The organism is Microbacterium sp. ZW3a (genome assembly GCF_057167165.1).
Window position 1 is genome coordinate 1,931,457 of the sequence record NZ_CM169903.1, and the last position, 13,520, is coordinate 1,944,976.

Below are 13,520 nucleotides of genomic sequence, written 5' to 3' on the forward strand. Positions count from 1 at the left end.
GGAGACGCAGCGCCGCCTCGGGAGAACACCCGTGCGCTCAGCTGACTCCGCCGGAAATCAGCAGGGCGATGACGCCCCACAGACCGAGGAGGGCCAGGGCGACGAGGGAGATCGCATCCCACGATCGGCGCACAGACCCGCCCCCGGTCCCGCGGTCCTGTGCCGCCGACCAGGCCTCCTGGATCAGCACGAGGTCGCGGATGGCGGGCGGTTCTCGTCGATCACGGTCGACCTCAGGCGCGCGGGATCTGCGTCCGGGGCGACCGCTCGTCGGTCCGCCGTACGCCTTCACGACGCGCGGCTCGTCCGTCGTCACCTCGAGCTGCCAGCGCAGGTCGATGTCGGTCACGCGAGCCCATGGCACGTCGATGACGCGCAGCAGGTTGTGGATCCGGATGCCACCCGAGTCGATGCGGACGTGCGGCGCAAACAGGAACGCGTAGACGCCCCACACCAGCAGCAGGATCCACGGTGCGAGCAGCAGCATGGGACCGAGCCCCGCACGCAGCGCGGCATCGCCGAGCAAAACCAGCGCCAGCAGGGCCGTGACGACCATCCCGACCACCGCGGACGGGGCGCGGAACACCCGTGGGTGCTCCGCGCCCCGGAAGCGCTCGTCTCGGGTCACTGTCCGCCGAGCGACAGCGACGCACCCGGGATGGCGTCGAGCAGTCGCCGGGTGTACTCCTGCGACGGCTGGGCGAAGATCTCGTCCACGGTGCCCTGCTCGACGACCTTGCCACGCTCCATGACGCAGACCAGGTCGGCGGCCACGCGCACGACCGCGAGGTCGTGGGTGATGAACAGGTACGTGAGCCCCAGCTCCCCCTGCAGTTCCGCCAGGAGCTGCAGGATCTGCGCCTGCACGAGCACGTCGAGCGCCGAGACGGCCTCATCGAGCACGAGGATGTCGGGCTTGAGAGCCAACGCGCGCGCGATGGCCACGCGCTGACGCTGACCACCGGACAGCTCGTTCGGGTAGCGGGACGCCACCTCCTGCGGCAGGGACACCTGGTCGAGCAGCTCAGCCACGCGCGCGCGGCGCGACGCCTTGTCGCCGACCTTGTGGATGTCGAGCGGCTCGGCGATGCAGGACCCGATGTTGCGCAGCGGGTCGAGCGAGCCGTAGGGGTCCTGGAACACCGGCTGCATGCGGCGACGCAGCGCGAAGGACTCCCGCGACGACAGCCCGCCCGAGTTGACGCCGTCGATCTCGATGGTGCCCGAGGTGGGCTCTTCGAGCTTGAGCAGCATCTTGGCCACGGTCGACTTCCCCGAACCGGACTCGCCGACCAGCGCCAGCGTCTTGCCGCGCGGGATTTCGAACGACACCCCATCGACGGCGCGGAACTGCTCGCTCCGGAAGCCGCCCTGGCGGATCTTGTACTCCTTGACCAGATCGGTCACCTTGACCGTGGCGGGAGCAGCGAGGTCGGATCCGTGCTGGATGCCACGGTCGGCGACGCTCGCCTGGATGCGCTGCGACGCCAGGCTCGGCGCCGCCGCGACGAGGCGCCGCGTGTACGGGTGCTGCGGGTTCTCGAGGATCTCGCGGCTGGGCCCGGACTCCACGATCTCGCCCTGGTTCATCACCACGATGGTGTCGGCACGCTCGGCGGCCAGCCCCAGGTCGTGGGTGATGAGAAGGACCGACGTGCCGCGCTCGCGGGTGAGCGAGGCCATGTGGTCGAGGATGACGCGCTGCACCGTCACGTCGAGGGCCGAGGTCGGCTCGTCGGCGATCAAGAGCTTGGGATCCGCCGCGAGGCCGATACCGATGAGCGCGCGCTGGCGCATGCCGCCCGAGAACTGGTGCGGGAACTGGTGCAGGCGACGCTCGGCGTCGCTCAGACCGGCCTGCTTGAGCACCTCGATCGCGCGCTGCTCGACCTCTTTGCGGCCGCGGGCGATGCCGTTGGCCCGGATCGCCTCCTTGACCTGGAAGCCGATGCTCCACACCGGGTTGAGGTTCGACATCGGGTCCTGCGGGACGTAACCGATCTCGCGACCGCGGACGGACTCCATCTGCGCGATGCTGAGGTCGGTCAGCTCCCGACCCTCGAGGGTGATCGAGCCGCCCGTGACGTGACCCGTACCCGGGAGCAGGTTGATGATCGCCGAGGCGGTCGTCGACTTGCCCGACCCGGACTCCCCCACGATCGCGAGGGTCTCGCCGGCGTGGATGTCGAGGCTGACGCCGTGCAGCACCTGACGCGACGTCTTGCCCGCGTCGAAGGCGACCGTGAGGTCGCGGATGCTCAGCAGCGGTGCGCTGGAACGTTCGTTCATCGACGTGCCCTCGCCTTCGGGTCGAGGGCGTCGCGCAGCAGCTCGCCCAGGATGATGAACGCCAGGACCGTGACGGTCAGGGCGATCGACGGGTAGATGAGCGCCATCGGGGCTACGCGCAGAGAAGACTGCGCCTGCCCGATGTCCAGACCCCACGACATCACCGTGCTGCCCAGGCCAAGACCCAGGAACGACAGGGTCGCCTCGGCCGAGATCGCCGCACCCAGCGTGATCGTCGTGACGACGATCACCGGGGCGAGCGCGTTGGGGAGCGCGTGCGACAGCAGGGTACGGAAGCGCGAGAGACCTAGTGCCCGGCTGGCGGTGATGTAGTCCGCCTGCCGCACGCGCAGGATCTCGGCGCGCACCACGCGCGCGGTCGATGCCCACGCGAACCCGCCGATGGCGAAAGCCAGGACGAGCGGCGTGCGGTTCTGCGAGAACACGCTCATGACGACGATGGCCGCGAGCACGTAGGGGATCGTGAAGAAGATGTCACCGACGCGCGAGAGCAGCGAGTCGAGCCACCCTCCGTAGAAGCCCGCGAACGACCCCATGATCGTGCCGATAGTCGTGCCGATGGCGGTGGCCAGGAAGCCGACCAGGAGCGAGGTGCGAGCACCGTGCACGATGCGCGACCAGATGTCGCAGCCCTGCAGCGTAAAGCCGAGCGGGTGCCCGGCGGTCGGACCGCCGTTGCTGTTCGAGAGCGAGCAGCCGGCCTGCGAGGGCTCCACCTGGGTGAACAGCGTGGGGAACAGCGCCATGAGCACGACGACGAAGACGACCGCCGAGGTGATCCAGAAAGTCGGACGACGGCGCATGTCCCGCCACGCGTCGGCCCAGAGGCTCCGAGGCTTCTCGTCGACGCGGACCGCGTCGACGACGTCGACGGAGTCGCGCACCGGCGCAACGTAGTGCGGGGTGGGGGTGCGATCACTTGGCATAGCGGATCCTCGGGTCGAGCAGACCGTAGAGCAGATCAACGACGAGGTTGATCAGCACGTAGAAAACGACGAAGACCGTCACGAACGACACGACGGTCGGGCCCTCCTGACGGATGGTCGCCTCGTAGAGCGTGCCGCCGACACCGGGGATGGCGAAGATCCCCTCGGTGACCGTGGCACCGACCATCAGCACGCCGAAGTTGGTCGCGCTGTTGGTGATCACCGGGATGAGCGAGTTGCGCAGCACGTGGACGGGAATGACGCGGCGACGCGGCAGACCCTTGCTGTACGCCGTGCGCACCCAGTCCTGGTTCAGCGTGTCGATGACCGACGCGCGGGTCAGGCGCATGCTCGTGGCGTACAGGCTGAACCCGAGCACGAGGGCTGGCAGCAGCAGATCTGCCCAGCCGTTCTGTCCGCCGACGGTGGCGCGGAACCAGCCGAACTGGATCGCCAGGAAGAACTGCGCCAGGAACGCCAGGACGAACACGGGGATCGCGACGAACAGCAGCGCGATGACCAGCGAGACGTTGTCGAAGATCTTGCCCTTGCGCAGCGCCGACACGGTGCCGATGATGATGGCCAGCACCAGCTCGATCGCGATCGCCATGACGGCCAGACGCAGCGTCACGGGGATCGCCCGCGCGAGGACGTCGTTGACGCTCTGGCCCGAGAAGCTGACGCCGAAGTCACCCTGCAGAACGCCGGTGATGTAGTAGAAGTACTGGACGATGAACGGTTCGTTCAGGTGGTACTGCGCCCGGATCTGCTCGAGCAGAGCGGGGTTGGGGGTCCGGTCGCCGAACAGAGCCAGGATGGGATCTCCCGGCATGGCGAAGACCATGAAATAGATCAGCAGCGTCGCACCGAAGAACACCGGTATGACCTGCAGGAGTCGTCTGAGGATGTAATAGCCCACCCTCGTCTCCCTTCGGGGAATGGATGGATGCCTCGGATGTGGCACCGCACGAAAGCCGTGCACCACCGATGAGCAGTGCACGGCTGGAACACACCACGCGAGGCGGTGACGGGTACGTCACCGCCTCGCGGGTGAGTGATCAGGCGATGTTAGCTGACCTTCGTGATCTCGTGGAACAGCGGCACCGAGTTCCAGCCGAACTCGACGTTCTCCACCGTGTCGGCGTAGCCACCGGTGACGTTCGAGTACCACAGCGGGATGGCCGGCAGGTCCTGGAACAGCACGGTCTGCGCCTCGCCGAAGAGGCGGTTGGCCTCTTCGAGGTCGGTCGAGGAGATGCCCTCGGCCAGCAGACGGTCGAACTCGGCGCTGGAGTAGTCGCCGTCGTTCGAGCCCGCGTTGGTCGCGTAGAGCGGTCCGAGGAAGTTGTACAGACCGGGGTAGTCGGCCTGCCATCCGCTACGGAACGGGGTGGTGATCGAGTCGTTGTTCACCTGCGCGCGGAGCTCGGCGAAGGTCGGGTAGGGAGCGCCCGACGCGTCGATACCGAGGTTGGTCGCGAGCTGGTTCGAGATGGCGTCGACCCACTGGTCGTGTCCACCATCGGCGTTGTACGCGATCTGGAACGAACCGGTCCACGGCGCGATGGCGTCGGCCTGGGCCCACAGCTCCTTCGCCTTGTCGGCGTCGAAGTCGAGCACGTCCGAGCCCTCGAGGTCGTCCGACCAGCCGTCGATGACGGGCGAGGTGAAGTCCGTGGCGGGCGTACGGGTGCCCTGGAAGATCGTGGACGTGATCTCCTCGCGGTTGATGGCGTGCGAGATCGCGGCGCGGCGCAGCTGGCCCTCTTCACCCGAGAAGTGCTCGAGGCGGCCGGGGATCGTGAACGACTGGAAGACGGCGGCGGGCTGGTTGACCGCGCGGTCGCCGAGGTCGGACTCGAAGCTGGCGAGAGCGGACGGCGGCACGGCGTCGAGGACGTCGAGCTCGCCATCGAGGAGCGCTGCATAGGCGGCATCCTGCGAAGCGTAGAACGAGATGGTCAGGCCACCGTTCTGCGCCTGGCGCACACCCTGGTAGTCCTCGTTCTTGACGAGGTCGATCTGAACGTTGTGCTGCCAGGCACCCTCGCTCGCGAGCTTGTAGGGGCCATTGCCGACGGGGTTCTCACCGAACGCCTCGGTGTCCTCGAAGGCGACGTCGGGCAGCGGGTAGTACGCCGAGTAGCCCAGGCGCAGCGCGAAGTCCGAGGCCGGCTTGTTCAGCGCGATGGTGAAGGTGTAGTCGTCGACCTGCTGCAGGCCGGTGAGCTCGCTGTCTTCGTCGTAGCTGAAGCCCTCGATGTCCTCGAAGAAGTAGCTGTTGTACTGCTCGTTCGACGCAAGTGCGCCGTAGTTCCACGCGTTGATGAAGTTATCGGCCGTGACCTCTTCACCGTCGCTGAAGGTCTGGCCTTCCTTGATCTTCACCGTGAGGTTCTGCGGGTCGTTGACCGTGATCTCTTCGGCCATGTCGTTGACCGGCGAACCGTCGGCCTCGTACGAGACCAGACCGGCGAAGATGGCGTCGAGGATCTTGCCACCGCCGACCTCGTTCGTCGCGGTCGGGATCAGCGGGTTCTCGGGCTCGGAACCGTTGGTGGTGATGATGGCCGTCGCGTCGGCCGAGCCGGTGTTGCCCGAGTCGTCGCCACCTGCCGAGCAGCCGGCGAGCGTGAGCCCGGCGACACCCAGCAGAGCGAGACTGGAGAGGGCAATCTTGTTGCGCTTCACAGGTCCTCCAGGGAAGGGATGAATAAGCCCAAACGGCGCGCTCAGCAGATTCGTGCGCTACGAAGCGGCGCCGGGGCAGGATAGGAACACCCTAGGCACGCGTGACGACGTGCTCCCAATCGGCGGCCCAACCGTTACAAAGGCTTTACGCGCGAGGCTCTTCATGTGGCAATCTGATGCACCCCCCTCCGGAGTGACCGGTCCGTTCCCTCCTGCCCTGGAAACCCGGGAGCGCTCCCACCGGCAGCGACTGGCGTGGGAGATCTCTCTCGTCCTACTGGTCACCGTCGGACAGTCCGCGATCTACTCGGTCGTGTCGTTCGTGCGGGCGACGACCCGCGCGCCGATCTCGCAGCAGCAGACGCAGCTGAACCCCTCGCGCAGCGCCGAGCCGTTCTGGGATGCGCTCTACCAGTTCCTCGACATCTTCTTCTCGCTCGCGCTCGTCGCGCTCGTGCTCTTCCTCCTGTGGGAGCCCGCCGACAACGCCCTCCGCCGTATCGGGCTGGACTTCCGCCGGTTCGGTACCGACGTGGGGCGGGGACTGCTGCTGGTCGCACTCATCGGCGCCCCCGGCATCGGCGTCTACGCCGTCGGTCGCGCGATCGGTCAGAGCATCGCCGTTGTGCCCGCTCCGCTGGACTCCTCGTGGTGGGTCGTCGCCCTGCTGCTTCTCGCGGCCCTGCGCGCCGGTCTCACCGAGGAGGTCATCTTCCTCGGCTACCTCTTCGACCGTCTCCGGCGGCTCGGATGGTCGTGGACCGGGATCATCGTGTCCACGGCGCTTCTCCGCGGCAGCTACCACCTCTACCAGGGCTGGCCGTCGGCGCTCGGCAACGTCGTGATGGGCCTCGTCTTCGGCTGGTGCTACAAGCGGTGGGGGCGCGTCATGCCGCTCGTCGTCGCCCACACGGTCATCGACGTCATCGCCTTCGTCGGCTATCCCCTGGCCGCGGCCTGGTGGCCGGGGATCTTTGCGCCGCCCTCGCCCGCGGCGACGCCGACCCCCACGCCCTCCCCCACGGTGTAGGGGCTAGGGCGACGGCGCCGACCACGCCCAGAACGAAGGCGGCACACCGTTGGGCTCGGACGTGTACGGCACCCCTCCGACGCCGGCCCCCACGGCGACCGCGCCCGTGCGCACCAGGAGCGGGACACCCGCGTGCGCGGCGAAGAAGGCGCGATCGATCTCCTTGGCACGCTCGAGCACGTCGACCGGGTCGGTGTCGCGGGTCATCTGCGCGAAGATCTCCTGCATCTCGGGCGCCCTCACGCCTTCCGCCAGACGATCCCGCGTGGACCGGTAGAGACTCTCGTCCTCCCCGACCCAGGCGAGGGTGGCGTCGGCAGTCTCGCCGGCCGAGGCGGCACGTACGGCGATCCCGGCCTCCGCGCCCATGGCGATCATCCGCGCGAACACCTCCGCCGAAAGTTCGTCCGTCGGGTCGTGCGCGACCAGCAACACCGCGGGGCGATCGGCGAGGATCGAGCGCGCAGCGCCCGGGTCGCTCCCTGTACCCAGTGCGCCGTTCCCGGCGACGAGGTCGGTGTAGGTCTGGCCTGTGGCCGGTGACGACAGGAAGGACTGGAGCGCACGCGCGTCGGGACGCTCCTCGGCGAGCAGCTCCTCCACGAGGGCGTCGCGATCGAGTGACAGGCTCACGGCCTGCCGCAGGTCATCCGGGGTGGTCTCGGCGAATCGCAGCTGGAGCGTCTGGGAGGTCGGCCCCGTGGTGACCGTCACTCCGGCGTCAGCGAGCGTGGCGAGCTCGGTGGCATCCGGATCGCCGATGTTGGCGACGTCGATCTCGCCGGCCGCCAGGGCCGCGACCTGCGTTGCACGATCAGGGAAGAACCGGATCGTGAGGCCCTCGAGGGCGGGATAGTGCGCCCCCTGGTAATCGTCGCGGCGCACCAGCGCGACCGACGCGGCCGTCACCTCGCCGATCGCCCAGGGGCCGGCGGCCACCGCCGCGGCGGGGTCGAGGGTGCCGTCGGGCGCGGCGTCGAATCCGGTGTTCCACGCCGCGGCTGCCGCAGCCAGCACGGGATTCGGGGCGACGGGGGCCGACGGGTCGCCCGCGGGGGTGGTGAGAATGGCGGTCATCAGGTCTTTCACGCTCACGCCCGCCTTTGCGGCCACCAGGTGCACGGGGCGGTCGAGGAGCCACTGCCGGTTCCAGTCGGCGAAGGGCTCGGCGTACGTGAGGGTGAGGGTGTCGTCGGCGCGGTCCAGCGTGGGTCGTGACGTGCGCGCGTTCGGATCCGGCCGCATCGCCGTTTCGAAGTACCGCGTGCCCGAGACCACCGCCCCGGACTCGTCGTAGGTGGCGTCGTCGAAGTAGTGCGACGAGACCGCCCAGCCGAACAGGAGATCGTCGAGGGTGATCGGCGTTCCGTCCGACCAGGTGTGGTCGGTGAAGAGCTCGTAGCTCACCGTGAGCGGGTCTCCCTCGACCCGGGTGACGCGGCCGAGGCCGTTGTTGGCCACCACCTGCAACTCCCCGTCGAGAGAGCCCAGCTGCTCGTCGATGAGGGCGGAGAGCGCGCGATTGGCCGAGGTGTCTCCATGCGCGGTCGCCGCGTTGAAGCTCGTCGGCGTCCCGACCACGCCGAGCGTCAGGCTGGTCCGGGCCGGCGGTTCTTCCTCCGGGACGGGCTCGGCGGCCGAGCATCCCGCCAGGGCCACCGCCGCGGCGGCGATCAGACCCGCCAGCCGCAGGAGGGGGCGTCGTTGCGTCGTCGATTCTTCATACTGCCCGAGGTGCACACGGGCACCCTACCCAATCGCGCTTTGGGTCTTCCTGAGCGGGGGCGGGTCTCCCCGCTCGCCGCGACGGCACGCCGAGAGACCACGCGGCGGGGGCGCGTGGTCTCTCGACGGACCGTCCGTCGCGTCAGGCGAAAGCCTCCGGTGGCGGGCAGGAGCAGACGAGGTTGCGGTCGCCGTACGCCTGATCGATCCGCCGCACGGGGGGCCAGTACTTCCCCCGCACGAGGGAGCGCTGCGGGTACACCGCGACCTCTCGCGAGTACGGGTGAGCCCACTCGCCGACGACCACGGTCTCGGCGGTGTGCGGCGCGTTCACGAGCGGGTTGTCGTCGGCAGGCCATTCCCCCGCCGCGACCGCGAGCGCCTCGTTCTTGATCGCGATCATGGCATCCACGAACCGGTCGAGCTCGGCGAGGTCCTCGCTCTCGGTCGGCTCCACCATGAGAGTGCCCGCAACCGGGAACGACATCGTCGGGGCGTGAAAGCCGTAGTCGATGAGGCGCTTGGCCACGTCGTCGACGGTGATGCCGGTCTGCTCCCTGAGCGGGCGCAGGTCGAGGATGCACTCGTGCGCGACGAGTCCGCCCTCGCCCGCGTACAGCACCGGGTAGTGGTCGCGCAGGCGCGCGGCCAGGTAGTTCGCCGACAGCACCGCCGCCGCGGTCGCCTGCCGCAGCCCCTCGGCGCCCATCATGCGCACGTACGCCCACGAGATGGGAAGGATGCCGGCCGAGCCGTGCGGTGCGCCCGAGACGGGGCCGCCGTCGAAGACGCCGCCGGCATGGTCGGCGCGCTGCGAGAACGGGTGCGAGGGCAGGTGGGGTGCCAGGTGCGCTTTGGCCGCCACCGGTCCCACGCCCGGACCTCCACCCCCGTGCGGGATGGCGAAGGTCTTGTGCAGGTTCAGGTGGGACACGTCGCCGCCGAGGTCGCCGAAGCGCGCGAAGCCGAGCAGGGCGTTGAGGTTGGCGCCGTCGACGTAGACCTGACCCCCGGCGTCGTGCACGGCCTGCGTGATGTCGAGGACGTCGTGCTCGTACACCCCGTGGGTGGAGGGGTACGTGATCATGAGCGCGGCCAGCTCGTCGGCGTGCTGCGCGATCTTCGCCCGCAGATCACCGAGGTCGACGTTGCCGGCCTCGTCGCACGCGATCACCACGACCCGCATGCCCGCGAGGACCGCCGAGGCGGCGTTCGTCCCGTGCGCCGAGGAGGGGATGAGGCACACCGTGCGCTGGGCGTCGCCGTTCGCGCGGTGGTATCCGCGAATGGCGAGGAGCCCGGCGAGCTCCCCCTGCGAGCCCGCGTTCGGCTGCAGCGAGACGGCGTCGTAGCCGGTGACCTCGGCGAGCCAGCGCTCGAGCTGCTCGATCATCACGAGGTAGCCGCGCACGTCCGCTTCGGGGGCGAAGGGGTGCACGCGCGAGAACTCCGGCCACGACACCGCGGCCATCTCGGTGGCGGCGTTGAGCTTCATGGTGCACGAGCCGAGCGGGATCATGCCGCGGTCGAGGGCGTAGTCGCGGTCGGCGAGCGTCTTGAGATACCGCATCATCGCCGTCTCGCTGCGGTGGGCGTGGAACACCGGGTGCGTGAGGTAGGCGTCGTCGCGGTGAAGGCGCTCGTCGACGCCGCGCAGCGCCACCGCCTCACCCGCCGTGGCGCCGTCGGGCAGCCCGAAAGCCGAGACCACCGCGGCGATGTCGGCATCCGTCGTCGTCTCGTCGACGGAGACGCCCACCGTCGCGTCGTCCACCCACAGGAGCTGGTAGCCGCGCTCGCGAGCACGGTCGACGAGGTTCTGCGCGCGCCCCGGGACGTGCACGCGCACCGTGTCGAAGAAGGCATCCGAGACGAGGTGAAGGTCGTACGCGCGCAGAGTGGATGCCAGGGAGTCGGCGGTGCGCGCGACCCGGGTCGCGATCCCCCGCAGGCCCTCGGGCCCGTGGTAGACCGCGTACATCGCGGCCATGACGGCCAGCAGCACCTGCGCGGTGCAGATGTTGGAGGTCGCCTTCTCGCGGCGGATGTGCTGCTCGCGCGTCTGCAGCGACAGGCGGTAGGCGGGGTTGCCCGCGGCATCCAGTGACACCCCGACGAGCCGGCCCGGGAGCTGGCGCTCGAGCCCGGTGCGCACGGCCATGTACCCGGCGTGCGGTCCGCCGAAGCCGAGCGGCACGCCGAACCGCTGCGTCGTGCCCACGGCGACGTCGGCGCCGAGCGAGCCCGGCGAGCGCAGCAGGGTCAGCGCGAGGAGGTCGGCGGCGGCGACCACGAGCCCACCGTGCGCGTGCACGGCCGAGGCGGTGTCGGAGAAATCCCAGATGCGCCCGGTGGCGCCCGGGTACTGGACGAACGCGCCGAAGCACTCGGGAACGTCGCCGCGGAAGTCGGTCTCTTCCAGGCGGATGCCGAGAGCTTCCGCCCGGTGGGCCAGCAGCGCCTTCGTCTGCGGGAGGGCGTCCGCGTCGACGAGGAAGAGATCGGTCTTCGCCGTCGACGCGCGGCGGGCGACCAGCATCCCTTCGACCACGGCCGTGGATTCGTCGAGCATCGACGCGTTGGCGGTGGCGAGACCGGTGAGGTCGGTCACCATGGTCTGGAAGGTGAGGAGCGCTTCGAGTCGGCCCTGCGAGATCTCGGGCTGGTACGGCGTGTACGCGGTGTACCACGACGGGTTCTCGAGCACGTTCCGCTGGATCACCGACGGCGTGAAGGTGTCGTAGTACCCGAGCCCGATGAGCGGTCGCGCCGCGCGGTTGGTCGTGGCGAGCTCGCGCAGTTCGGCGAGCGCCTCGGCCTCGGTGGCCGCGGGCGGGATGTCGCTGGTGTCGCGAGGCCGGACGTGGATGGATGCCGGGACGGCGGTCGCGACGAGGGCGTCGACGCTGTCGTACCCGACGACCTCGAGCATGCGCGCCTGGGCGGCCGCGTCGAGGCCGATGTGGCGATCGGTGAACGCGGCGGGGGTCGCGGCCTCCGTCCGGGGAGGCAGAACGGTGCTCATGCGGTGAGCGCTTCGTAGGCGGTACGGTCGAGCAGGTCGCCGGGAAGGTCGCCGTCCAGGCGGATCTTCACGAGCCAGCCCTCGCCGAAGGGGTCGGCGTTCACGAGCGAGGGGTCGTCGACGACGGCGTCGTTGACCGCGACCACCGTGCCGTTCAGGGGGGCGTAGAGCTCGCCGACCGACTTGGTCGACTCGATCTCGCCGCACACGTCGCCGGCGGCGACCGTGGAGTCGGCGGCGGGGAGCTCGACGAAGACGACGTCACCGAGCTTCTCGGCCGCGAAATCGGTGATCCCGACGGTGGCGACATCGCCGTCGACGGCGATCCACTCGTGCTCGGAGGTGTAGCTGAGGGCGGTGAGATCGGTCATGCGTTTCTCCGGTAGAAGGGAAGGGCGGTGACGGTCGCGGGGATGCGTGTGCCGCGGACGTCGATGGTCAGTTCGGTGCCGATCTCGGCGGCATCCGGCGCGACGAAGGCCATCGCGACGGGGTGGCCGAGGGTGGGGCTGAGGGCCCCGCTGGTGATCTCGCCGACGACAGTGTCGCCCCGGAGCACGGTGTACCCGGCGCGTCCGGCGCGGCGCCCCTCCGACACGAGCCCGACGAGGACCGGGGCGTCGGCGGGTCCGGACGAGAGGCCGTCCTTTCCGACGAACGCCGGCTTGCCGATGGCGACGACGCGACCGAGACCGGCCTGTGCCGGGGTGATGTCGCGCGAGAGCTCGTGGCCGTACAGCGGCATCCCGGCTTCCAGTCGCAGCGTGTCGCGCGCCGCGAGCCCGCAGGGCACGAGACCCTCGTCGGCGCCCTGGGCGAGCAGAGCGTCCCACAGGGCCCCGGCTTTCTCGAGCGGCACGAGGAGTTCGTACCCGTCTTCGCCGGTGTACCCGGTCCGCGCGACGAACAGCGATGCTCCCTCGAACGTGCCCTCGGTCCACGCGTAGTACCCGAGCTCGTCGAGGGGCGTCCCGAGGATGTCGACGCCGGGGGTCGTCGACAGGATGCCACGCGCCCGCGGCCCCTGCAGGGCGATGAGCGCCACCTGGTCGGTGACGTCCTCGACGTGAGGGAGGCTCCCGCCGAGCACCACGGCGTACTCGCCGTCGTCGGGGCGTCCGTCGAGGAAGGCCTGGGTCGTCGGCCAGATCTCGCGCGCCCGGTCGAACGCGGCGGCGACGGCCTCGCGGTTGCCGGCGTTGGCCACCACGAGGAAGTACTGGTCCCCCGTGCGGTAGACGATGACGTCGTCGACGATCCCGCCGCTGTCGGCCAGCACGAGCGAGTACTTGGCCTTTCCGATCGCCATCGCGGAGATGCGTCCGGCGAGGACGAAGTCGAGGAAGTCGGCTGCGCGGCCGTCGTGGACCCAGAATTCGGCCATGTGCGAGATGTCGAACAGACCCGCGGCGTCGCGCACCGCGCGGTGCTCGGCGAGGTCGGACGAGTAGCGCACCGGCATGTTCCAGCCACCGAAGTCGGTGAACGAGGCGCCGAGGGCCTCGTGCCGATCATGCAGCGGAGACGAGCGCGGTGGAGCGGGGGTATCGGTCATGAGTTCTGCCGTTCGCGATGACGGTCAGACACCGGACGGCGCCTGAGAACTCCCCCTCTGTCATGGGCCTGAGAGTTTCACCACGACGCCACGGGGGCGCGGGGCTTTCACCGTCGGCGGATCCGCACCGAAGCACGCGGATCGCTTTCCAGAGTGGCCCGATCGACGCGGTACGCGTACCTGAGAGATTGGCGGGGAGGCTTGCTCCTTCGGTGCCCGGCTGCATTCGCCGGAGCTCTCCCGCATCGATCCTGGGGC

10 protein-coding genes and 2 riboswitches are annotated in these 13,520 nt (G+C 69.5%); of the genes, 1 reads left to right on the plus strand and 9 read right to left on the minus strand.

Features of this window, described 5'->3' with window-relative positions:
* Positions 1-37: 37 nt before the first annotated feature.
* The 5 genes from ACU6WY_RS09100 to ACU6WY_RS09120 all read right to left on the minus strand — a co-directional run bounded on the left by ACU6WY_RS09100 (position 38) and on the right by ACU6WY_RS09120 (position 5,927).
* Positions 38-628, minus strand: a complete 591-nt coding sequence (locus ACU6WY_RS09100; RefSeq protein ID WP_483819348.1) for a hypothetical protein — start codon at positions 626-628, stop codon at positions 38-40.
* Entirely contained in the window at positions 625-2,289 is a 1,665-nt protein-coding gene (locus tag ACU6WY_RS09105) for an ABC transporter ATP-binding protein (protein ID WP_483819349.1), read from the minus strand. The genes ACU6WY_RS09100 and ACU6WY_RS09105 overlap by 4 nt, the downstream gene beginning before the upstream one ends.
* Complete coding sequence (locus tag ACU6WY_RS09110; protein WP_483819350.1) at positions 2,286-3,236, minus strand: ABC transporter permease; 951 nt, start codon at positions 3,234-3,236, stop codon at positions 2,286-2,288. The genes ACU6WY_RS09105 and ACU6WY_RS09110 overlap by 4 nt, the downstream gene beginning before the upstream one ends.
* On the minus strand, positions 3,226-4,155 hold the full coding sequence (locus ACU6WY_RS09115; RefSeq protein ID WP_483819351.1) for an ABC transporter permease: 930 nt from the start codon (positions 4,153-4,155) through the stop codon (positions 3,226-3,228). The genes ACU6WY_RS09110 and ACU6WY_RS09115 overlap by 11 nt, the downstream gene beginning before the upstream one ends.
* Positions 4,156-4,304: 149 nt before the next feature.
* Positions 4,305-5,927 (minus strand): peptide ABC transporter substrate-binding protein, encoded by a 1,623-nt coding sequence (locus tag ACU6WY_RS09120; protein ID WP_483819352.1) that lies wholly within the window; start codon positions 5,925-5,927, stop codon positions 4,305-4,307.
* Positions 5,928-6,090: 163 nt separating this feature from the next.
* Between ACU6WY_RS09120 and ACU6WY_RS09125 the strand changes: the two genes are divergently transcribed.
* On the plus strand, positions 6,091-6,957 hold the full coding sequence (locus ACU6WY_RS09125) for a CPBP family intramembrane glutamic endopeptidase (RefSeq protein WP_483819353.1): 867 nt from the start codon (positions 6,091-6,093) through the stop codon (positions 6,955-6,957).
* A 3-nt stretch (positions 6,958-6,960) separates the two neighbouring features.
* Here the strand turns inward: ACU6WY_RS09125 and ACU6WY_RS09130 are convergent, their stop codons facing one another.
* The 4 genes from ACU6WY_RS09130 to ACU6WY_RS09145 form a co-directional block, all read right to left on the minus strand.
* A complete protein-coding gene (locus ACU6WY_RS09130) occupies positions 6,961-8,697 on the minus strand; it encodes an ABC transporter substrate-binding protein (protein WP_483819354.1) in 1,737 nt (578 codons plus the stop codon).
* Positions 8,698-8,824: 127 nt separating this feature from the next.
* Positions 8,825-11,707, minus strand: coding sequence for an aminomethyl-transferring glycine dehydrogenase (gcvP, locus tag ACU6WY_RS09135; RefSeq protein WP_483819355.1), 2,883 nt, complete (start codon positions 11,705-11,707; stop codon positions 8,825-8,827).
* A complete protein-coding gene (gene gcvH, locus ACU6WY_RS09140) occupies positions 11,704-12,078 on the minus strand; it encodes a glycine cleavage system protein GcvH (RefSeq protein ID WP_483819356.1) in 375 nt (124 codons plus the stop codon). Before gcvH ends, gcvP begins: the two co-directional genes overlap by 4 nt.
* Positions 12,075-13,262, minus strand: a complete 1,188-nt coding sequence (locus ACU6WY_RS09145; protein WP_483819357.1) for an aminomethyl transferase family protein — start codon at positions 13,260-13,262, stop codon at positions 12,075-12,077. Before ACU6WY_RS09145 ends, gcvH begins: the two co-directional genes overlap by 4 nt.
* A 47-nt stretch (positions 13,263-13,309) precedes the next feature.
* Positions 13,310-13,420: riboswitch (glycine riboswitch) on the minus strand.
* Positions 13,421-13,515: riboswitch (glycine riboswitch) on the minus strand.
* Positions 13,516-13,520: the final 5 nt, after the last annotated feature.